Origin of the sequence: Flavobacterium sp., assembly GCF_035299005.1 — a bacterium.
Taxonomy (GTDB): domain Bacteria; phylum Bacteroidota; class Bacteroidia; order Flavobacteriales; family Flavobacteriaceae; genus Flavobacterium.
The window spans coordinates 38,491-60,792 of the sequence record NZ_DATGXL010000014.1; the positions used below are offsets into that span (position 1 = coordinate 38,491).

General features: G+C 33.0%; 15 protein-coding genes and 1 tRNA gene. 3 read left to right on the forward strand and 13 right to left on the reverse strand.

Annotation, left to right across the window (positions count from 1 at the left end; genetic code table 11):
- Position 1: 1 nt before the first annotated feature.
- The 9 genes from ruvB to VK164_RS09035 all read right to left on the reverse strand — a co-directional run bounded on the left by ruvB (position 2) and on the right by VK164_RS09035 (position 12,483).
- The gene (gene ruvB / locus VK164_RS08995) at positions 2 to 1,024 is read right to left on the reverse strand and encodes a Holliday junction branch migration DNA helicase RuvB (RefSeq protein ID WP_324209027.1); all 1,023 of its coding nucleotides are present in this window, start codon (positions 1,022 to 1,024) and stop codon (positions 2 to 4) included.
- A 74-nt stretch (positions 1,025 to 1,098) separates the two neighbouring features.
- Positions 1,099 to 2,865 (reverse strand): cytochrome c oxidase subunit I, encoded by a 1,767-nt coding sequence (locus tag VK164_RS09000; RefSeq protein WP_166234823.1) that lies wholly within the window; start codon positions 2,863 to 2,865, stop codon positions 1,099 to 1,101.
- A gap of 31 nt (positions 2,866 to 2,896) precedes the next feature.
- Positions 2,897 to 4,045 carry a cytochrome c oxidase subunit II gene (locus VK164_RS09005; RefSeq protein ID WP_324209028.1) on the reverse strand — a complete coding sequence of 383 codons (1,149 nt, stop codon included), beginning with the start codon at positions 4,043 to 4,045 and terminating at the stop codon, positions 2,897 to 2,899.
- A gap of 19 nt (positions 4,046 to 4,064) precedes the next feature.
- A complete protein-coding gene (locus tag VK164_RS09010; RefSeq protein ID WP_324209029.1) occupies positions 4,065 to 5,570 on the reverse strand; it encodes a quinol:cytochrome C oxidoreductase in 1,506 nt (501 codons plus the stop codon).
- Positions 5,571 to 5,597: 27 nt separating this feature from the next.
- On the reverse strand, positions 5,598 to 6,143 hold the full coding sequence (locus VK164_RS09015; RefSeq protein ID WP_166234829.1) for a c-type cytochrome: 546 nt from the start codon (positions 6,141 to 6,143) through the stop codon (positions 5,598 to 5,600).
- Between the two features lie 9 nt (positions 6,144 to 6,152).
- Entirely contained in the window at positions 6,153 to 6,677 is a 525-nt protein-coding gene (locus VK164_RS09020) for a DUF3341 domain-containing protein (RefSeq protein WP_166234831.1), read from the reverse strand.
- A gap of 4 nt (positions 6,678 to 6,681) precedes the next feature.
- A complete protein-coding gene (gene nrfD, locus VK164_RS09025) occupies positions 6,682 to 8,091 on the reverse strand; it encodes an NrfD/PsrC family molybdoenzyme membrane anchor subunit (RefSeq protein WP_166234833.1) in 1,410 nt (469 codons plus the stop codon).
- Positions 8,092 to 8,122: 31 nt separating this feature from the next.
- Positions 8,123 to 11,176 (reverse strand): TAT-variant-translocated molybdopterin oxidoreductase, encoded by a 3,054-nt coding sequence (locus VK164_RS09030; protein ID WP_324209030.1) that lies wholly within the window; start codon positions 11,174 to 11,176, stop codon positions 8,123 to 8,125.
- A 32-nt stretch (positions 11,177 to 11,208) separates the two neighbouring features.
- Positions 11,209 to 12,483 carry a c-type cytochrome gene (locus VK164_RS09035; RefSeq protein WP_324209031.1) on the reverse strand — a complete coding sequence of 425 codons (1,275 nt, stop codon included), beginning with the start codon at positions 12,481 to 12,483 and terminating at the stop codon, positions 11,209 to 11,211.
- A gap of 215 nt (positions 12,484 to 12,698) precedes the next feature.
- Between VK164_RS09035 and VK164_RS09040 the strand changes: the two genes are divergently transcribed.
- The gene (locus VK164_RS09040) at positions 12,699 to 13,088 is read left to right on the forward strand and encodes an SPOR domain-containing protein (RefSeq protein ID WP_324209032.1); all 390 of its coding nucleotides are present in this window, start codon (positions 12,699 to 12,701) and stop codon (positions 13,086 to 13,088) included.
- A 53-nt stretch (positions 13,089 to 13,141) separates the two neighbouring features.
- Here the strand turns inward: VK164_RS09040 and infB are convergent, their stop codons facing one another.
- Genes infB through rimP form a run of 3 tightly spaced genes read right to left on the reverse strand, consistent with a single transcriptional unit; the run spans position 13,142 to position 17,715 of the window.
- Entirely contained in the window at positions 13,142 to 15,937 is a 2,796-nt protein-coding gene (infB, locus tag VK164_RS09045; protein ID WP_324209033.1) for a translation initiation factor IF-2, read from the reverse strand.
- Positions 15,938 to 15,991: 54 nt separating this feature from the next.
- Entirely contained in the window at positions 15,992 to 17,233 is a 1,242-nt protein-coding gene (nusA, locus tag VK164_RS09050) for a transcription termination factor NusA (RefSeq protein WP_324209034.1), read from the reverse strand.
- 14 nt (positions 17,234 to 17,247) lie between these two features.
- The gene (gene rimP / locus VK164_RS09055) at positions 17,248 to 17,715 is read right to left on the reverse strand and encodes a ribosome assembly cofactor RimP (protein WP_324209035.1); all 468 of its coding nucleotides are present in this window, start codon (positions 17,713 to 17,715) and stop codon (positions 17,248 to 17,250) included.
- A gap of 173 nt (positions 17,716 to 17,888) precedes the next feature.
- On the opposite strand from rimP, the gene VK164_RS09060 reads away from it, so the two are divergent.
- Positions 17,889 to 18,713: a universal stress protein gene (locus VK164_RS09060; protein WP_324209036.1), complete on the forward strand. Its 825-nt coding sequence runs from the start codon at positions 17,889 to 17,891 to the stop codon at positions 18,711 to 18,713.
- Positions 18,714 to 18,834: 121 nt separating this feature from the next.
- On the opposite strand, the gene VK164_RS09065 is transcribed toward VK164_RS09060, so the two are convergent.
- Positions 18,835 to 18,905 (reverse strand) — tRNA-Gln (locus VK164_RS09065).
- A 156-nt stretch (positions 18,906 to 19,061) separates the two neighbouring features.
- On the opposite strand from VK164_RS09065, the gene VK164_RS09070 reads away from it, so the two are divergent.
- Entirely contained in the window at positions 19,062 to 22,262 is a 3,201-nt protein-coding gene (locus VK164_RS09070) for a DUF2723 domain-containing protein (protein WP_324209037.1), read from the forward strand.
- Positions 22,263 to 22,302 lie beyond the last annotated feature (40 nt).

A 22,302-nucleotide genomic window follows, 5' to 3' on the forward strand; every position in this document is an offset into this window, starting at 1 on the left:
ACTAAAAAAGACCTCCTTGAATATTATTTTTAATTTTTCCTAAATGCTTGTAGGCTTTTTCGGTTACTTCTCTTCCTCTTGGCGTTCTCATGATGAAACCTTCTTGAATTAAGAAAGGTTCGTATACCTCTTCAATGGTTTCTCCACTTTCTGAAACAGCGGTTGCCAAGGTTGATAATCCAACTGGTCCTCCTTTGAATTTTTCGATAATGGTTAATAAAATTTTATTATCCATTTCATCTAAACCGTGTGCATCTACATTAAGTGCTTTTAGTGCAAATTTTGCAATTTCGATATCGATTTTTCCGTTTCCTTTAATCTGGGCAAAATCTCTAACACGACGCAATAGAGCATTAGCAATACGAGGAGTTCCTCTACTTCTACCTGCGATTTCAATTGCCGCTTCCATTGTAATTGGCATTTTTAAAATGGATGAACTACGTTGTACAATTGTGGTTAGTAATTCGGTGTTATAATATTGTAATCTGCTTTGAATTCCAAAACGAGCACGCATTGGTGCAGTTAATAATCCAGAACGAGTGGTGGCCCCAACTAAAGTAAACGGATTCAAGTTGATTTGAACTGTTCTTGCATTTGGACCAGATTCAATCATGATATCAATCTTGAAATCTTCCATTGCAGAATATAAATATTCTTCTACAATTGGACTTAAACGATGAATTTCATCAATAAATAAAACATCCCTTTCTTCCAAATTTGTCAATAGACCAGCTAAATCGCCGGGTTTATCCAAAACAGGTCCAGAAGTAATTTTAATTCCAACTCCTAACTCGTTTGCCAAGATGTTTGCCAACGTTGTTTTTCCTAAACCAGGAGGCCCATGAAACAAAGTATGGTCTAAAGCTTCTTTTCGCAAATTAGCAGCTTGAACGAAAACGACTAGGTTTTCCAGAACTTGTTCTTGACCAGAAAAATCATCAAAACTTAAAGGACGCAAAGCTTTTTCGATATCAATATCTTGCGGAGAATACGATTCTTTATTAGGATTTAAATTATCATTCATAAGAGCAAAGATAAGTAAAGTTATAAAACAAAAACCTCTCCAATAGGAGAGGTTTGTATATTGTAGAAAAAATCTTAATGGTGTAAAACTTCTTCTCCTTCTTTCATTGGAACCACTTGAGGCACAAAGTCATCATCGTGACCTGGTTTACTATAATCATATGGCCATCTATGTACTTCTGGTATTTCACCAGGCCAGTTTCCGTGTAAATGTTCAACTGGGGTAGTCCATTCTAAAGTATTAGATTTCCATGGGTTTTGAGTCGCTTTCTTACCATAGAAAATACTATAGAAAAAGTTCCAGAAAAATACAATTTGGAAAGCAGCACCAACAATAGCAAAAATTGTAATTAAAACATTCACATCAGCTAATTCATCAAATAATGGGAATGCAGAGTTAGTATAGTAACGTCTTGGTAAACCAGCCATTCCAATAAAGTGCATTGGGAAGAAAACTCCGTAAGCACAAACTGCAGTTACCCAGAAGTGAACATAACCTAAGTTTTTGTTCATCATTCTACCAAACATTTTAGGGAACCAATGGTAAACACCAGCAAAGAATCCGTAAAGTGCAGATATACCCATTACTAAGTGGAAGTGAGCTACTACGAAATAAGTATCGTGAACGTTAATATCTAAAGTTGAATCTCCAAGAATAATACCTGTTAAACCTCCTGTGATAAATGTAGATACTAATCCAATAGAGAATAACATTGCAGGATTTAATTGTAAATTACCTTTCCATAGAGTTGTAATGTAGTTGAATGCTTTTACAGCAGATGGAATTGCAATTAATAATGTTGTAAAGGTAAATACAGAACCTAAGAAAGGATTCATACCTGATACGAACATGTGGTGACCCCAAACAATAGTTGATAAAAATGCAATTGCTAAAATAGAAGCAATCATAGCACGGTAACCAAAAATAGGTTTTCTAGAGTTTGTAGCAATAATTTCAGAAGTAATACCTAAAGCAGGTAATAATACGATGTAAACTTCAGGGTGACCTAAGAACCAAAATAAGTGCTCGAATAATACAGGAGAACCACCTTGATAATGTAAAACTTCACCTTGAATGAAAATATCTGATAAGAAGAATGATGTCCCAAAACTTCTATCGAAAATTAATAACAAAGCTGCAGAAAATAATACTGGGAAAGAAACGATACCAATAATTGCAGTTACGAAGAAAGCCCATACTGTTAAAGGCAATCTTGTCATTGTCATTCCTTTTGTTCTTAAATTGATAACTGTTACAACATAGTTCAAAGATCCCATTAAAGAAGATGCAATAAAAATTGCCATTGAAGCCAACCATAAAGTCATACCTAATCCAGAACCAGGAATAGCTTGAGGTAAAGCACTTAAAGGAGGATAAATTGTCCACCCTGCAGATGCTGGTCCTGATTCAATAAACAGAGAAGAAATCATTATGATACAAGAAACGAAGAACATCCAGAAAGATAGCATGTTCATGAATCCAGAAGCCATATCTCTAGCTCCAATTTGTAATGGAATTAATAAGTTACTAAATGTACCACTCAAACCTGCAGTTAGTACAAAAAATACCATAATTGTTCCGTGGATAGTTACCAAAGCAAGGTAAATATCATTACGCATTACACCATCTGGTGCAAAATTATCTCCTAAGAAAACTTTGAAAATTTCAAACGATTCTTCTGGCCATGCGATTTGCATACGGAAGAATAAAGATAAAACAACCCCAACAATACCCATTAATAAACCTGAAATTAGGTACTGTTTTGCTATCATTTTATGGTCAATACTAAAAATGTATTTAGTAATGAATGTTTCTTTATGATGACCGTGTTCGTGTGACATATTAATTCTATTATATGTGATATAAAAATTCTTATTTAATAACTTGAGCTACAACTTTTGTAGAATCGACTGCTGGAGCAACTGCTGTTTCAACAGGTTTAGGTGCATTAGCCTCTTTCCATTGTTGAGCCAAAGTTGGTTTATCAGACAACCATGTTTTAAATTCTTCAGGTGTATCGACAACAATTTTCATTTGCATGTTGTAGTGAGAAGAACCACATATTTTGTTACATAATAACAAGTAATCAAATGTGTAAGGATCTAAAGCTGCTCCACCCTCAGCAACAATTTTAGCGCTATTTTTAGTTCTAATCTTATTAATTTTATCAACTTTTGCAACTATTGCAGCATCAGTTCTCATATCAGCGGTAGTAACCGTTGGAGTAAATGAAAATTGAGTAATCATACCTGGCACACAGTTCATTTGAGCTCTAAAATGAGGCATATAAGCTGAATGTAAAACATCTTGAGAACGCATTTTAAAAATTACTTTTTTACCAACAGGCAAATGCAATTCAGTAACCACTTTATCATCTTGAGCCGCTGGATCAGCTAAATCAACACCTAAAGTATTAATACCTTCAATTAATCTAACATTAGCTTTACCTAAAGTTTTGTCATCACCAGCATAACGAGCTTCCCAACCAAATTGTTTGGCGTATAACTCAATTACAATAGCGTCTTGTTTGTCTTCTTCATCGACAAACATTATATTATTCCAAGTATATAGACCATACATGATTAAACCTGCTAATACAATTACTGGAATGATAGTCCAAATAGCCTCTAATTTATTATTATCAGCAAAATATAATGCTTTTTGTCCTTCTTTTCCTCTGTATTTGAAAGCAAAGTAGTGTAATAAAAACTGAGTAAATGTTTGAACAAAGAAAATCAATGTCATAGAAATAGCCATCAAGCTATCAACATCTTTTCCATGTTCAGAAGCTGGAGTTCCTAAAACTAAATCACTCCAAGCATATAATGAATAAATTGTGAATACATAAATGAATCCAACAAAAGCAAACATTAAGTAACCATTAACACTATTATCTTTATCGTTAGCAATTTCTGAATCAGCAGAAGTGCTTCCAATTTGTGTCAAATCAAAAATTTTAGTCAATTGCCATACTGCAATTCCGATTAAAACTAAAACTGTAAATACCAAGAAACTTGTCATTTTTATTTCTTTTTAACTATTAATAATGAAAATGTTTACTTTCCTCAATGAATGGATTTCCTTTAGCTACTAATGGAGCTTTAGTTAATGTAGTAAATACCACAAATATAAATAATCCCAAGAAAAACAATAAGGCTCCAATTTCTGGTAAACCTATAAACCATTGATCACCAACTGTTGCAGGCATAATCATATTGAAGAAATCAATATAATGTCCGAATAAAATTACTGTACCAGCCATTACAACAATCCATGTTAAACGTTTAAAATCAGTATTGATTAATATTAACAATGGAAATATAAAGTTTAAAGCTAGCATACCAAAGAAAGGCAATCTATAATGCTCTATACGAGTTACAAAATAAGTAACCTCTTCTGGAATATTTGAATACCAAATTAACATAAATTGAGAAAACCATAAATATGTCCAGAAAATACTGATTCCAAACATGAATTTAGCTAAATCATGAATATGACTTGTATTAACTTGTTCTAAATATCCTTTAGATTTTAAATACAAAGTAGTCATAGCAATTACAGTAATTCCACTTACGAAGAAACTTGCAAACACATACCAACCAAACAATGTACTATACCAATGAGGATCTACAGACATAATCCAATCCCAAGACATCATAGATTCAGAAACAATAAAGAATACTAAGAATCCAGCAGCTAATTTGAAATTTTTCTTATAGTTAGAATTATCAGAAGCAGCATCTTGAGCTAATGAATTCTTTCTTGAAAAATATCTATATAAATTCCAAACAATCAAGAAAACAGCAGCTCTTCCTAAAAAGAAAGGAACATTTAGATATCCAGATTTTAAATCTATCAATTTATCATAATCTGCATGTTTTGGATTAATCACATCAGGATTCATCCATACAAAGATATGATTATGCCCCCAGTGCATACTTGCTGCTACTAACAAAATAAAGAAAATGATAGATCCAGGTAATAAATATCCTGTTATACTTTCCATTACTCTAAATAAAATTGGAGACCAACCTGCTTGTGCAGCATATTGGATAGCGTAAAAAGCAAGAACTCCAACAGAAATTAACATAAAGAAAATACAAGCAACATACAAAGCAGACCATGGTTTGTTTTGTAATTGATGAAGTACGTGTTCTAAATGTTTTTGGTGTTCTTCATCACTATGCGCAACTTCATCTTTTTTATGAGAATCGTGATTATCAGAATGGGTTTCAGCAACAGCAACTGCTGCAACAGCAGAACTATCTACAGCTTCAACTACTGCATGAGTAGAATCAACAGCTTCAACTTTAACAGAGTCAACAACTTTAGCCTCAGCGTGAGTTGCTTCTACAGCGTGAGCTGCATGTGCATCATGTGAAACTTTTTCTGAATGAGATGCCTCTTTATGATGACTATCTGCTAACAATTTTTCAACATCCTCAATAGTTTTAGGAGCATTCAAAAATCCTGCAACTATCCCGACAACTCCAAGAGCCATCAAGATGAATGAAAAAGTTTTTAATTTACTTGAAAACGTGTACATATCTATTATTTTCAAAAAGTATTAGTATTATAATTCTGATTTAAGTTTTAAAACATAATCTGTTACTTGCCATCTTTCTTCTTGCGATAATTGATTAGCATGAGAACCCATTGAGTTCAAACCGTAAGTGATTACGTGAAAAACACTTCCTTCTGTAATTTCTCTATCTTTATAGTTAGGAACTCCTAAGAATTTTTCTTTAACTACTAAGTTTCCTTTCCCATCACCTTTTTCACCGTGACAAATTGCACAATAAATATTGAATAATTCCTTTCCTTTTTCAGCATTTAAACTTAAAGAATCAAGTGGTGATTTTAAAGTAGCTTTTGCTAAAGCATAACCTTCAGGAGTATTCGGAATTTCATAAGGCACAAAACCTCTTTTAATTGTTCCTTTCACTGGGGTTTGTGCTTCTACTCCACCTTTAAAAACTCCATGCTCTGAATAAGTCTCATAAGAAACTGCTTCATACATATTTGGGAAAAATTGATAGTTAGGTTTAGATTTATCGAAACAAGAAGTTGCCATAAAAGACAAACCTACCACTGCTACTATTTTATATAATCTTTTCATAACTACTTCTTAATGCTTTTCAATTACTTTAACTTCAACTGCTCCTGTACTTGTAAAAAAAGAAACTAATTCTTCTTCATTTCCGTGAACACCTACTTCCATTAAAAAATGGTCATCTGTAGTTCTTACATCTGGATTTTCAGCTTTTTTAAATGGCCATAATTTACTTCTCATATAAAAAGTAATTACCATTAAGTGAGCTGCAAAAAAAACAGTTCCTTCAAACATAATAGGCACAAATGCTGGCATATTATCAATGTAACTAAAACTTGGTTTACCTCCAATATCTTGAGGCCAATCATTAATCATAATGAAATTCATCAAAGCTGTGTATATTGAAAGTCCAGTTATTCCGTATAGAAATGCGGCTATAGCAATTCTTGTTGGAGCTAACCCCATTGCTTTATCCAATCCGTGAACTGGAAATGGAGTATATATTTCTTCAATATGATGATGAGCTGCTCTAGTTTGTTTTACAGCATCCATTAAAACATCATCATCATTATATATAGCGTGTATTACTTTATTACTCATAATATTAATGATTATCTGAATGATTGTGACCGTGATCTTCTCTTTCTTTTTTATAATTATCTCCAGAAGATTTTAAAATTGTTTTAACTTCCGCTTGAGCAATTACTGGGAAACTTCTAGAATATAATAAGAATAACACAAAGAAGAATCCAATTGTTCCAATATATATACCCGCATCAACAAAAGTTGGTTGAAACATAGTCCATGAAGATGGTAAATAATCTCTATGTAAAGAGGTAACGATAATTACAAAACGCTCGAACCACATTCCTACGTTTACCACAATTGAAATGATAAATGAAGCCATAATATTAGTTCTAATTTTCTTAGACCACATTACTTGCGGAGAAATTACATTACAAGTCATCATTAACCAATATGACCACCAGTAAGGACCAGTTGCTCTATTTAAGAATGCATATTGTTCATACTCTACTCCAGAATACCAAGCTACGAATAACTCTGTAATATAGGCACAACCTACGATAGAACCTGTAATCATAATTACGATGTTCATTAATTCTATATGTTGTACTGTGATATAATCTTCTAAGTTAGATACTTTTCTCATAATAATAAGTAAAGTATTTACCATTGCAAATCCTGAGAAAATAGCTCCTGCAACGAAGTATGGAGGTAAGATTGTGGTGTGCCATCCTGGAATTACAGAAGTAGCAAAGTCAAAGGATACAATAGTGTGTACAGAAAGTACAAGAGGAGTTGCTAAACCAGCTAACACAAGAGAAACCTCTTCAAAACGTTGCCAATCTTTAGCTCTACCCGACCATCCAAAAGATAATATAGAATATACTCTTTTAGTAAATGGAGTAACTGCTCTATCACGTAACATCGCAAAATCAGGTAATAAACCAGTCCACCAGAAAACTAATGACACCGATAAATAAGTTGAAATTGCAAATACGTCCCACAATAATGGTGAGTTAAAGTTAACCCATAGTGATCCGAATTGATTTGGAATTGGTAATACCCAGTATCCTAACCATGGACGTCCCATGTGAATAATAGGGAATAAACCTGCTTGAACTACTGAGAAAATAGTCATTGCTTCTGCAGAACGGTTAATCGCCATTCTCCATTTTTGACGGAATAATAATAATACGGCTGAGATAAGAGTTCCGGCGTGACCGATACCTACCCACCAAACGAAATTGGTAATATCCCATGCCCAACCTACTGTTTTATTTAATCCCCATGTTCCAATACCAGTAGTTATAGTATAAATCATACAACCTAATCCCCAAAGGAACGCAGCTAATGCGATTGAAAATACTATCCACCATTGTTTGTTCGCTCTACCCTCTACAGGTCTTGCTACATCTACCGTTACATCGTGGTAAGATTTACTTCCTACTACTAAAGGTTTTCTAATGGGTGCTTCGTAATGAGACGACATAATCCTTTATATTGTTTCTGTTAATTAATACTTATTTATCGTTTCTAACTTTTACGTGATAGAACACGTTTGGTTTAGTTCCTATATGCTCTAATAAATGATACATTCTTTCATCTTCTAGCAATTTAGCCACATCAGAAGTTTCATCATTTACATCACCAAACTTCATAGCTCCACTAGTACATGCAGCAGAACATGCTGTTTGGAATTCATCTTTTCCAACTAATCTACCCTCGCGTTTCGCTTTTAACTTAACCGCTTGAGTCATTTGGATACACATAGAACATTTTTCCATTACCCCACGAGAACGTACGTTAACGTCTGGATTAAGAACCATACGACCTAAATCATCATTCATATGATAATCAAACTCGCTATTTTTGTTATATAAGAACCAGTTGAAACGTCTAACTTTATATGGACAGTTGTTTGCACAATAACGTGTACCAACACATCTATTATATGCCATATGGTTTTGACCTTCTCTTCCGTGAGATGTTGCAGCAACAGGACAAACTGTTTCACATGGTGCGTGGTTACAGTGTTGACACATAACTGGTTGGAAAGCAACTTGAGGGTTTTCAGAAGGATCTTCCATTCCTGAGAAAGTATCAATCGAATTCATTAAACCTGAAGTACCTTCTTTTAGCTCAACATCACCTGCAAAAGTATTTTCAGAAGAATAATATCTATCAATACGCAACCAATGCATATCTCTACTTCTTCTTACTTCAGATTTACCTACTACCGGTACATTGTTCTCTGCGTGACATGCAATAACACATGCACCACATCCTGTACAAGCGTTCAAATCAATAGACAGATTGAAATGATGACCAGTTGATCTGTCAAAAGAATCCCATAAATCAACTTCAGTAGTTGCAGTAGGCTTATGATCTAAAGATACCATTGGAATTGGATTCCATTCCTTAGCATCTTTCGTGTTAAATACTTCTAGAGTAGTTTCTTTTACAATATCACCTCTACCCATCAATGTTTTTTGTAACTGAACACAAGCAAATTCATGCTCACCGTCAGCAACAGTAATAGTAGCTGATTGATTCGAATTTAAGTTAGTGTATAAAGCATAAGCATTAACACCTACTTGCATTTCTTCTTTTAAAGCTGCTTTTTTACCATAACCAAAGGCTAAACCTAAAGTCCCCTTAGCTTGACCTGGTTGAATAATTACTGGTACATTTTCTAAAGTAGCATTTCCTACTTTAATTGTTGCATAACTTCCGTTTAAACCTCCATTAGCCACATTCCAGTTTTTAAACCCTCCTTTTTCAGCATCTACTTTTGAAATAGTTACGTAGTTATCCCAAGATACTCTTGTAATAGGGTCTGGAAATTCTTGTAACCATGGATTGTTAGCTTGTTGACCATCTCCCATTCCAACTTTAGAATATAAAACTAAATCAAAATTAGAAGATTTTGCTTGTGATAAAGCAGAAGCAGCTGCATTAAAATCAGCAGAAGAAGCTGATAATGGACTAGCTACAGAAGCAACAAATCCATCGTGAACTGCTTGATTCCATGACTTGCCAACTAAAAATGAAGCTGAATAAGATTTTAAGAAATCGTAATAAGCAATAGTATTATCGGTCCAAGCTAATAAAGCTTCTTGGAATTGTTTAGTATTAAATATAGGACGAATGGTTGGCTGCATGATACTATAATTACTTCTAGTAATTGCAACATCACCCCAAGATTCTAGATAATGTGGAGCCGCAGCAGCAATTGTAGTTAAAGTTGAAGTTTCATCTTCTTTCATTGAGAAAGCAACAGACAATTTAACCGATTTTAATGCCGCAACAAACTCTTTAGAATTAGCCAAAGTGTACACTGGATTGACACCATTCATAATTAATGTGTGAACTTTTCCAGCTTTCATATCAGCAACTAATTGAGAAACTGCTTTAGCATCTCCTTTTCTTGTAAGGATTGCATCTGAAGGATTAAAAGCTGCAGATTGCAATGCATTATTAATAGCTAAAGCTAATAATTGAGCATTTACATCATCTAAACCAGTTACAAAAACACCTTTAGAACCAGCTGCTTTTAATTGACTAGCTGCTTTTAAAACAGCTTCTTCATATTTATCAATTTTTGATGTACTTACAGCACCGCCAGTAACGATATTATAAATTTTAACCAACGCTTGTTTTTGAGCTGCTACATTCAATGGAATTCTGACATCTGCATTAGCACCTGCTAAAGACATATTAGCTTCAATTTGAATATGTTTAGACATCATTCCATTTTTAGGAATGCGACCTTGAGCATATCCTGCGTCAAAACCTCCTCCTTGCCAATCTCCTAAGAAATCTGCACCAACAGAAACAATTGTATTAGCTTTTGAAAAATCATAATTAGCTAAACCTCTAACACCATAAACTGCTTGAAAAGCGTCTAGTGCGTTTGATTCAGAAACTGCATCATAAACAACGTGTTTAGTTGTTGGATATTTTGCAACTAAAGAAGCAATTAAAGCATCTGTTGAAGGGCTTGCCATTGTATTTGTTAACACAACCACATTTCCACCTTTCGTTTTAGCATCTTCTAAACTAGCTTTAACTTTAGCATTTACGTCTGCCCATGTTGCATCCTTTCCAGCAATTTTAGGGTTTTTTAGACGTAAACTATCATATAATGAAAGAACAGAAGCATGAACTCTAGCATTTGCACCAGTTTTTGCTCCTTCTAAATTATTATTTTCAACTTTAATAGGACGACCCTCACGAGTTTTGATTAAAATATTAGCAAAATCAAAACCATCAGCCATTGTTGTTGCATAATAATCAGCAACACCAGGAATAATTTCTTCTGGTTGAACTACGTAAGGAATTGACTTTACAACAGGACCTTCACAAGCTGCTAATGAAGCTGCAGCTGTGCTAAATCCAACATATTTTAAAAAGTCACGACGAGTAGTTGACGAAGAAGATAAAGATTCTTTATCACCTAAAAATTCATCAACAGGAATTGGTTCCACAAACTCGTTGTTTCTTAGCGTCTCAACAATAGAACTATTTTCGTTTAGTTCTTCAACACTTTTCCAGTATTTTTTGTTTGATGCCATTGTATAGTATATTAGCTTCTTAAATTATTTTATTAATAGTGACATTTACCACATTCTAAACCTCCCATTTGAGCCGCAGTTAACTGAGACACTCCGTATTTTTTAGAAAGTTCTTCGTGGATTTTTTTGTAGTAAGCATTATCTTCTACCTTCACATTTGTTTCTCTGTGACAATTAATACACCATCCCATTGTTAATGGAGCATGTTGTTTCATGATTTCCATTTCTTGAACTGGACCGTGACATGTTTGACACTCAACTCCCGCAACAGTTACGTGTTGTGAGTGATTGAAATAAACGTGATCAGGCAAATTATGAACTCTAACCCATTTAACTGGTTTAGTTTTACCTGTATATTTTTGCAAAGACTTATCCCAACCTACTGCTTCGTACAATGCAGCAATTTGCTTATCATAGAACGCTTTAGAATGTTCTTCTGTAGCAGTTGTTTCAGCAACTTCACTAATATTTTTATGACAGTTCATACAAACATTTAAAGATGGAATCCCTGAATTTTTACTAACTCTTGCAGAAGAGTGACAATATTTACAATCAATTCCATTATCACCAGCGTGAATTCTGTGAGAATAATGTATCGGTTGTACAGGCTCATATCCTTGATCTACACCTATCTGCATTAAATAACCATAAGCAAAATAAGCACTAACCAACAAGAATAAAATTGCAGACACTAATACTAAAAATTGATTTTTAGCATAAGCATTAAACAACCCCATTAATGAGCGATTCTTTTTAACAATTTCTAATCCTTTAGCATCTGCAATTTTAGTTAACATGTTATACACCAAGAACAACATTACAATTAACATTGCCATTACTAATGTAAGTACACCTAAAATTACATTGTTAGAAACACCACTTTCAGTTGCACTTTCTTTTCCAGCAACTGGAGCACCCGCAACTGGAGCAGCTGCAGCCGGAGCAGGTTCTGAAGTGTAAGCTAAAATATTGTCAATATCTTCATTTGACAATTGCGGAAATGCAGTCATTGGAACTTTGTTGTTCTCTTCAAACACTTTTACTGCTTGCGCATCTCCTGACTTGATTAAATCTCCACTGTTCTTAACCCATTTGTAGATCCATTCTTTATCATACTTATCAGCAACACCACGAAGTGCAGGACCCGTAGCTTTTGCGTCTAATTTATGACATGCAGCACAATTGGTATTAAAAATTTCTTTACCCTTTGCTGCATCCTGAGAAAATGCAGTTAAAGAAAAAGTTAGCACAAAAGCTAAACTGAAGAAAATCTTTGAAAACGATTTATGGTTACCCACCTTTTTCATATTTAAAATGATTATCAACTAATTTTGGTATAATTTTAGATATCCCTACCTATAAATCAACTCTAATTTTTAAAAAACTCCGACAAAAATACAATATTAGAACTATTATTAAAACCTTAATTTTATCTTAAAATGTAATTTATATTTGTTCTAAATAATATTAAAGCATCTCCATATAAATTGAAATTGTATTTTTGTATTAAATTATAATCATTATGAAAAATTTGCAAAAACATAACTTATTGTTCTTCTTAATACTATCAACCATTTTCTTTGTAAAAACAAATGCTCAGGAAATTAAAACTTCGATTAATCAAGATCCAAAATTTGAACAAATGTTAAAAGAAAAAAGAAAAATAAATGTTGGATTAGCCTCAAATGAAGCCTATAAAATTCAAATTTTTTACGGAAATAGCGATGATTCAAAAAAGAAATTACAAGAATTTAAGAAAGAATTTAAAGATATAGACGGCACAATTGTTTACACAAATCCAAACTATAAAGTATGGGTTGGTAATTTTGAAACAAGAATTGAAGTTGAGAAAGCAATGCTTGAAATTAAGAAAAAATACCCAACTGCTTTAATTATTAAACCGTCAAAATAAACTCATTAAAATAAAAAAGCCTTGCAATGCAAGGCTTTTTTTATGTACTAAAACTATTTCAATTTTTTCTTTACTTCCACTTCTTGGAAAGCTTCTATTAAGTCATACTCCTTAATATCGTTATAGTTTTTAATCTGCATACCACAATCATAACCTTTAGCAACTTCTTTCACATCGTCTTTAAAACGTTTCAATGTAGCTAATTCTCCTGTATAGATTACAACACCTTCTCTAATGAGACGTATTTTAGAATTTCTAAAAATCTTACCATCTGTTACCATACATCCAGCAATAGAACCAACTTTAGTTACTTTAAAGATTTCTCTAATTTCTGCAGTACCCGTAATCTCCTCTTTCATTTCTGGAGACAACATTCCCTCCATTGCATCTTTTAAATCATCAATAGCATCGTAAATAATTGAATAATTACGGATATCGATTTCTTCTTTATCTGCTAATTGTTTTGCATTTCCTTGAGGACGAACGTTAAATCCTATAATAATAGCATCAGATGCAGAAGCTAACAAGACATCCGATTCTGTAATAGCTCCAACTCCTTTATGAATGATATTGATTTGAATTTCTTCAGTAGACAATTTAGAGAACGAATCAGATAATGCTTCAACAGAACCATCTACATCACCTTTAAGAATAATATTTAATTCTTTAAATTGACCTAAAGCAATACGACGCCCAATTTCGGCAAGTGTAATATGCTTTTGTGTACGAACAGATTGCTCACGTTGCAATTGCGTACGTTTTGCAGCGATTTGTTTTGCTTCTCTTTCGTCCTCGTACACATTAAATTTATCCCCTGCTGTTGGTGCGCCATCTAATCCTAATACAGAAACTGGAGTTGATGGTCCAGCAACTTTTACTTGATTTCCTCTCTCGTCAAACATGGCTCTAATTTTACCATGATTTTTTCCAGCCAAAACATAATCTCCAATACGAAGCGTTCCTGCTTGTACTAAAATAGTTGACACATAACCTCTACCTTTATCCAATTGTGCTTCCACAACTGTTCCAAGTGCAGATTTATTTGGGTTAGCAGTAAGTTCTAAAACTTCTGCTTCCAACAATACTTTTTCTAAAAGCTCTGGTACACCTTGACCAAATTTAGCTGAAATATCGTGTGATTGATATTTTCCACCCCAATCTTCGACTAAAAGATTCATTCCTGCTAATTGTTCCTTAATTTTTTCAGGATTCGCATTTGGTTTATCCACTTTATTAATTGCAAAAATCATTGGAACACCAGCTGCTTGTGCGTGACTGATTGCTTCTTTTGTTTGCGGCATGATATCATCATCGGCAGCTACTACAATAATTGCAATATCTGTAACTTGGGCTCCACGTGCACGCATAGCAGTAAATGCCTCGTGACCTGGTGTATCTAAGAAAGTGATTTTTTCTCCACCTTCTAAAATAACCCCATAAGCTCCAATATGTTGTGTAATTCCTCCTGACTCTCCAGCAATTACATTTGCTTTACGAATGTAATCTAACAAAGATGTTTTACCGTGGTCAACGTGACCCATTACTGTAACAATTGGTGCTCTATGAACTAAATCTTCTGGATTATCAGCAACAACTTCAGCTGCTTCTTCAATATCAGTTGTAATAAACTCAACTTCAAAACCGAACTCATCTGCTACGATAGATAATGTTTCAGCATCTAATCGTTGATTCATTGTTACCATGATTCCAAGCGACATACACGTTCCGATTACTTTTGTAATTGGCACATCCATCATTGTAGCAACCTCTCCTACAGTTACAAATTCTGTAACTTTTAAAGTTTTACTACCTTCTTCAAGAGCTTGAAGTTCATCATCAACACGTTGACGGTGTGAATCTCTTTTATCTCTACGGTATTTTGCTGATTTAGACTTATTACCTTTACCTTGTAATCTTTCTAAAGTTTCTTTAATTTGGTTTTTTACATCTTCTTCAGAAGGCTCAACCTTTTGAATAATTGGTTTTTTTCCTTTATTGAAACCACCAGCGCCACCACCTTTAACAAACTCTTTTTTAGGACCACCTGCTTGATTATTTGTTCCAGGAGCCCCAGGAGTTCCAGGCTTGATGATTCTTTTACGCTTATTTTTATTGTTGTTATTTGCATTTGCTCCGCCTGCATTTGGTGCTTGAGGAGTTCCTGGTTTTTTGATATCTTTTTTAAAGTCTTCTTTTTTCTTTTTTGGTTTTTCAAATTGAGTCAAATCAATTTTTTGACCTGTAAAAGTAGCTCCCGACAATTTTTGATATTGTGTTTCTATTTTTACTTCACCTGCTTCATCTGTAGATTCTGCAGCTGGTTTATCTTCTTTAGAAGGCTTTTCAATTTCTACTTTTTTAACAATAGGTTTTTCAACTTCCACTTTAGTTTCTTCTACAACTTTTACCTCAGAAGTAGTTTTTACTTCAGGAGTTTCAACTTTTTGTTCAGCAACAGGAGTTTCAGATGTAACAACTGGTTTTTTAGGGTCTAATTCTATTTTTCCTACTGCTTTTGGCGCAGTTACAATAGCTTTAGCTTTAATAACTTCTTGTCTTTGGCGTTCTTCTTCCTGCAAACGTTTTGCTTCTTGTTCTTTTTCAAGCTCGCGTTTTAATGCCTCTTTCTCTTTTCTCTTTTCTTCACTTACTTCAAGAGAGGCAACCTTATTCCCTTTGTCAGCAGAAAATTGACCACATAAGACTCCATACTCCTCTTGAGATATTTTAGCATTTGGACTAGACTCGATTTCGTGACCTTTGTCTTTTAAAAAATCCACAGCTCTATCAAGAGAAATATTTAACTCCCTTAAAACTTTGTTTATTCTTATTACTCTTTCTTCAGACATATAATCTTTTTAAAAAATTCTTCTTTGTTGTTGTGTTGTTTATTTCAGTAAAAATTATCCTTCTAATTCTTCTTTTAGGACATTCATAACATCTATAATTGTTTCCTCTTCAAGATCAGTTCTTCTTACTAAATCAGCAACATCTTGTTTTAAAACGCTTCTTGCTGTATCTAATCCTATTTTTTCAAATTCTTCGATTACCCAAGCTTCGATTTCATCAGAGAACTCTCTTAATTCAACATCATCTTCTTCTTCTGCAACACCTTCACGGATTACATCTATTTCATAACCAGTTAATAAACTTGCTAATTTAATATTATTTCCGCCTCTACCAATTGCTTTAGAAACTTCTTCAATCTTCAAGAACACTTCAGCTGTTTTCGCTTCTTCATTAATTTTAACCGAAGATACTTTTGCTGGACTTAAAGCTCTTGTTATATACAATTGTGGGTTTGTTGTATAATTGATAACATCTATGTTCTCGTTACCTAATTCACGAACAATTCCATGAATACGCGATCCTTTCATTCCTACACAAGCTCCAACCGGGTCTATTCTATCGTCATAAGAATCCACAGCTACTTTTGCTTTTTCACCAGGAATTCTGACTACTTTTTTAATAGTGATTAAACCGTCAAACACTTCAGGAATTTCTTGTTCAAATAATTTTTCAAGAAAATCTGGAGCTGTTCTTGACATGATGATTTGTGGTTTATTCCCTTTCAATTCAACATTTTCAATTACACCTCTAACATTATCTCCTTTTTTGAAATAGTCATTTGGAATTTGCTTTTCTTTTGGTAAAACAATTTCGTTTCCTTCATCATCCATCAAAATTACAGCTTTTGGACGAACATGATGCACTTCTGCGGTATAAATATCACCTATAATATCTTTAAATTGTTTATAAAGATTTGTATTATCGTGTTCATGGATTTTAGAAATAAGATTTTGACGTAAAGCCAAGATTGCTCTTCTTCCCAATTGAAACAATTTCACTTCTTCAGAAACATCTTCTCCCACTTCAAAATCTGGCTCAATTTTTCTTGCTTCAGATAATGAAATTTCAGAATTTTCATCCTCAACTTCTCCATCTTCAACTACCACACGATTTCTCCAAATTTCCATATCCCCTTTGTCAGGATTGATGATAATATCAAAGTTATCGTCTGAACCATATTTCTTTTTTAAAGCATTTCTAAATACTTCCTCTAAAATTGCCATTAGTGTAACTCTATCTATGAGTTTATCGTCTTTAAATTCTGAAAACGATTCAATTAATGCAATATTTTCCATGTCAACTCTTTATTTTAAAATGATACTATAACAATTGCTTCTTTTATATTTTCGTAAGGAATTTCAGCTTTTTTATCAACTGTTTCTTTTCCTTTTCCTATTTTTTTTGGTTCTCTAGCTTGCCACTCTAGAGTAATCTTTTCTTCATCTGCCATAACAAGTTTCGCTTCAATTTCTTCTGACAAATTTGTTTTTACCTTTAAATTTCTTCCAATATTTTTCTTATATTGTCTGATAAATTTTAATGGACTTGAAATACCCGCAGATGCCACTTCTAAAGAAAAATCTTGTTCTTCTCTATCTAAACCGTTCTCGATTGCTCTACTAATATCTATACAATCTTGAAGATTAACTCCCTTATCACCATCTAAATTAATACTAATTTTATTAGCCTCATTTATAGATAAATCAACCAAAAATAATTCAGGTCGCTCCGCTAGCGCAACATCTAACAACTCTTGAACTTTATTTTTAAACGTCATATTTTTTATAAAAAGAGGCACGCCATGCGTGCCTCATTATTCATTTATTTCCAAATAACTGGGCAAATGTACAAATTTAATTTGAATTAAAAAAAATATTGTGTATTCAGATATTTTTTGTACCTTTATGATGTGATATATTCACACCTGATTCAATAACCTAAAACAAACTTATGAAACGAATTTTAGTACCAACCGATTTTTCTAAACACGCAGAATACGCCTTAAAAGTTGCCGCACAAATCGCAAAAAAGAATGACGGTGAAATTTTCTTAGTACACATGCTAGAATTGCCTACTTCTGGAAATGACGCATTATCAACAGCTCATGAAATACCAGAATTAATGCTATTTAAAAACGCAGCCGTTAATAAATTAGACACAATTATGGATGCTGATTACCTTGACGGTGTTAAAGTTTCAAAAATCATTCAATTCGAAATGGCTTTTGACGGCATCGTTAAAAATGGGAAAGCGCATAATGCAGATTTAATCGTAATGGGCTCTCATGGTGCAAATGGATTTCAAGAAATGTTCATCGGTTCAAATACTGAAAAAGTGGTTAGAAACTCTGAAATTCCTGTCTTAGTAATTAAGCGTGACGAAGAAACATTTAGCGCAAGTAAATTTGTTTTTGCTTCAGATTTTTCTGATGAAGCTAAAAAGCCTTTTGAAAAAGCATTTGAATTTGCAAAATCATTTGGTGCTCATTTACATTTAGTAAATATCAACACCCCAAACAATTTTAAATCTACAAAAGTAGCTCAACAAACAATGACCGATTTCCTTACCGGAACTGATATGTCAAATATAACCACACACATATATAATGATGTTAATGTAGAAAAAGGAATCTTACATTTTGCAAAAAGCATTGATGCTGATTTAATTGGAATGAGTACTCATGGAAGAAAAGGTCTATCTCACTTCTTTAACGGAAGTATTAGTGAAGATTTGGTAAATCACGCAAAACGACCAGTAATTACTTTTAAAATCTAATTATATTAGATTCTTATAAAAAAAGACCACTAAATTTAGTGGTCTTTTTTTATGCTTAAATTTCTTAAAATCAAGCATATGTATAAATGAAAAAACTCCGCCTTTTACAAGCGGAGTTTTGTTGGCCCACAAGGACTCGAACCTTGAATGACGGTACCAAAAACCGGAGTGTTACCATTACACCATGGGCCAATTACCATACAACCTTTTCGATTGCGAGTGCAAATGTAGTACATATTTTTTATTCTACAAATTTTTCCAAAAAAAATATTAAAAAATTAATTTAACATTCTATATAAACAAAAAAATAGTTTCTTTGTAGTTGAAATTAAGAAACCAAATTATTGTATGACTTCGTTCAATTTTAAAAAATGGAATACCATTCTAGGATGGTTCGCTTTTGCTATAGCATTACTAACCTATTCATTAACTGTTGAGCCAACACTTAGTTTTTGGGATTGCGGTGAGTACATCGCAACTTCAGCAAACTTAGAAGTAGGACATCCACCTGGAGCTCCATTATTTCAAATGTTAGGTGCTTTTTTCGCAATGTTTGCCTTTAGTCCAGATAAAATTGCATTAATGGTTAACTATCTTTCAGTTTTTTCTAGTGCTTTTACTGTTTTATTTATGTTTTGGTCGTTGACCATGTTACTTAAAAAAATTACTGGAACCACTAAAGAAATTTCAACTAATCAAAACATAATGATTTTAGGAAGTGCTTTTATAGCTTCATTATCATTTACTTTTTCTGATAGTTTCTGGTATAATGCAGTTGAGGCAGAAGTATATGCAATGGCTTCATTTCTTATTGCATTGTTGTTTTGGCTAGGACTACGTTGGGAGCAAGAATTAGAAACACCTCGTGGCAATAAATGGTTATTAATAATTTCATTAGTGATTGGGTTATCTTTTGGAGTTCACTTTATGGCATTACTAACATTTCCTGCAATTGGATTCTTATATTTCTTTAAAAAATACAAAAAAGTAACCATAAAAAGTTTCTTACTAGCCAATGTAATCATTGTTGCAATTTTACTTTTTATATTCAAATTACTATTACCATTTACACTTGCTTTCTTTGGAAAAACAGAAATATTCATGGTAAACGAATTGGGACTACCTTTCAATTCTGGAACTATATTTGCTTTTTTATTAATTGTTGCTGCGTTTTACTTTGCTTTAAACTATACCAAGAAAAAAGGACACGTTTTTTATAACACCTTGATTTTATCAACGCTTTTCATATTAATCGGTTTTTCAACATGGATAATGTTGCCTATTCGCGCCAATGCTGATACCCCTATTAATGAAAATAAACCTTCTGATGCTGCCGAAGTATTAGCTTATTATAATCGTGAACAATATGGTGAGCAAAAATTATTTTATGGCCCTCAATTTTCAGATACTTATTCCGGATTAGATCCTGTAACACCTTATTTGGATGAAAAACCAAATTATGAGCGTGATTACAAAACTGGGAAATATATTATTACCAATAATTTTAAAAATGCAAAGCAAAACACAGACGACGCCCATAAAGCATTTTTACCTAGAATGTGGAGCAATGAACACAATGTAAATTACATGACTTTTGGAGAGCCACTAGAATTTCAGATTAACCCTGAATATTCTCACGAAGACGAATTAGTTCAAATTGTAACCGATTTTAGAAACGCCTACGCAAAAGGAGATGTTGATTTAAAAGGATATGATAAATTTTTAAAAACCTATGGCGAATATTTAATCGTTGAAAAACCATCTTTTTCAACCAACATGAAATTTATGGTTCAGTATCAATTTGGATACATGTATATGCGCTATTTGATGTGGAATTTCGTTGGAAGACAAAATGACAATCAAGGAAAATACAATGATTTAGACGGAAATTGGATAACAGGAATTCCTCTTTTAGATGAAGTATTTATTGGTTCACAAAAAAATCTTACATCAGATATGCAAAACAATAAAGGAAGAAATATTTATTTTGGACTTCCTTTCATTCTAGCAGTAATCGGAATTTTATATCATGCCAAAAAAGATGTAAAGAGCTTCTATGTATTACTAGCTTTATTTTTATTTACTGGATTAGCATTAAAAATTTACTTAAACGAAAGACCGTTTGAACCAAGAGAAAGAGATTATGCCTTAGTAGGTTCATTCTATGTCTTTGCTATGTGGATTGCCTTCGGTGTGTATGCAATTTTTGATTGGATTAAAAAATTTGTAACACCTAAAGTAGCCATTCCGTTAGTACTAATTATTAGTTTCTTAGCTTCACCAATGCTTATGGCAAAAGAAAACTGGGACGACCATAACCGATCTGACAAATATACCGCATTAGCAATGGCTAAAGCCTATTTAGATTCTTGTGACAAAAATGCTATTTTATTTACCATTGGTGACAATGATACTTTCCCATTATGGTATATGCAAGAAATTGAAGGCTATAGAACTGATATTCGAATTGTAAATACGAGCTTATTCATGACAGACTGGTACATCGACCAAATGAAACGAAAAGTACACGATTCTGAAGCAATTCCGAGCTCATTCAACAGAGACCAATATGTTGGAAACAAAAGAGATTATAGTTTATTTGTTGAAAGAACTAAAGAACCTCTTTTACTTGACGACATGTTAAAATTCATCGCTTTGGATGACGAAAGAGCCAAAATAGAATTAAAAAACGGAAATAAAGTTAATTATTATCCTTCAAGTAAAGTTATAATTCCAATAGACAAAAATGTTATTATCAAAAACAAAGTTGTTTCACCAAAACAATACGACTCAATTGTTCCTGCAATTGCATTTGATATTAAAGGCGATGCTATTTATAAAAACAGATTAATGATGCTTGACATCGTAAATCAAAACAATTGGAAACGACCTATATATTTTACTGGAGGAAGTTTTGGCGAAGATGACTACATTTGGATGAAAGACTATCTACAACTAGACGGAATGTGCTTCAAACTAGTTCCTATTAAAACTCCTGTTGAAGAGCCAAATCCAATGAAAATGGGTTGTATAGATTCAGAAAAAATGTACAATATTGTAATGAAATGGGATTGGGGAAATAGTGGAAATCCAAAAATATACCATGATCCAGAAACAAGAAAAAATAGTATTACTTATCGTACTAATTTAGCTCGATTAATGGAAACATTAATTAATGAAGGTAAAAACGATAAAGCAGAAAAAATAATTGATTTAGCAATGACAAAAATGCCTGTTGAATATTTTGAATATTACTCAATGGTAGATCCTTTTGCAATGGGTTATTACGAAGTAGGTAAGAAAGAAAAAGCAAGATTAATTTTGTCACAATTAGTTAAAAAATACCAAGAAAATCTTACTTTTTATAGTGGCTATACACTAACTGAACAATATTTTTATGCTTCAGACATTGTAACTGACATCGAACAATATAGAGGCTTGCTTGAAATCGCAAAAAATGCAAACGACTCAGGATTTTACAACAAAGAGAAAGTAAAATTCAACAATTACAATAAAATGTTCAATGTTTTTAACAGAAAAATGGAATAAGTAATTTCAAAATATAGAATGTTCCAAGTGAAAGAAATTT

Bases quoted from the DNA above. Each gene is read 5' to 3' on its own strand.
- VK164_RS09035 (WP_324209031.1), bottom strand. From the start codon at position 12,483: ATGAAAAAGGTGGGTAACCATAAATCGTTTTCAAAGATTTTCTTCAGT.
- VK164_RS09030 (WP_324209030.1), bottom strand. From the start codon at position 11,176: ATGGCATCAAACAAAAAATACTGGAAAAGTGTTGAAGAACTAAACGAA.
- rimP (WP_324209035.1), bottom strand. From the start codon at position 17,715: ATGACGTTTAAAAATAAAGTTCAAGAGTTGTTAGATGTTGCGCTAGCG.
- VK164_RS09015 (WP_166234829.1), bottom strand. From the start codon at position 6,143: ATGAAAAGATTATATAAAATAGTAGCAGTGGTAGGTTTGTCTTTTATG.
- VK164_RS09005 (WP_324209028.1), bottom strand. From the start codon at position 4,045: ATGACAAGTTTCTTGGTATTTACAGTTTTAGTTTTAATCGGAATTGCA.
- infB (WP_324209033.1), bottom strand. From the start codon at position 15,937: ATGTCTGAAGAAAGAGTAATAAGAATAAACAAAGTTTTAAGGGAGTTA.
- VK164_RS09060 (WP_324209036.1), top strand. From the start codon at position 17,889: ATGAAACGAATTTTAGTACCAACCGATTTTTCTAAACACGCAGAATAC.
- VK164_RS09040 (WP_324209032.1), top strand. From the start codon at position 12,699: ATGAAAAATTTGCAAAAACATAACTTATTGTTCTTCTTAATACTATCA.
- nusA (WP_324209034.1), bottom strand. From the start codon at position 17,233: ATGGAAAATATTGCATTAATTGAATCGTTTTCAGAATTTAAAGACGAT.
- VK164_RS09020 (WP_166234831.1), bottom strand. From the start codon at position 6,677: ATGAGTAATAAAGTAATACACGCTATATATAATGATGATGATGTTTTA.
- nrfD (WP_166234833.1), bottom strand. From the start codon at position 8,091: ATGTCGTCTCATTACGAAGCACCCATTAGAAAACCTTTAGTAGTAGGA.
- VK164_RS09010 (WP_324209029.1), bottom strand. From the start codon at position 5,570: ATGTACACGTTTTCAAGTAAATTAAAAACTTTTTCATTCATCTTGATG.
- VK164_RS09000 (WP_166234823.1), bottom strand. From the start codon at position 2,865: ATGTCACACGAACACGGTCATCATAAAGAAACATTCATTACTAAATAC.
- ruvB (WP_324209027.1), bottom strand. From the start codon at position 1,024: ATGAATGATAATTTAAATCCTAATAAAGAATCGTATTCTCCGCAAGAT.
- VK164_RS09070 (WP_324209037.1), top strand. From the start codon at position 19,062: ATGACTTCGTTCAATTTTAAAAAATGGAATACCATTCTAGGATGGTTC.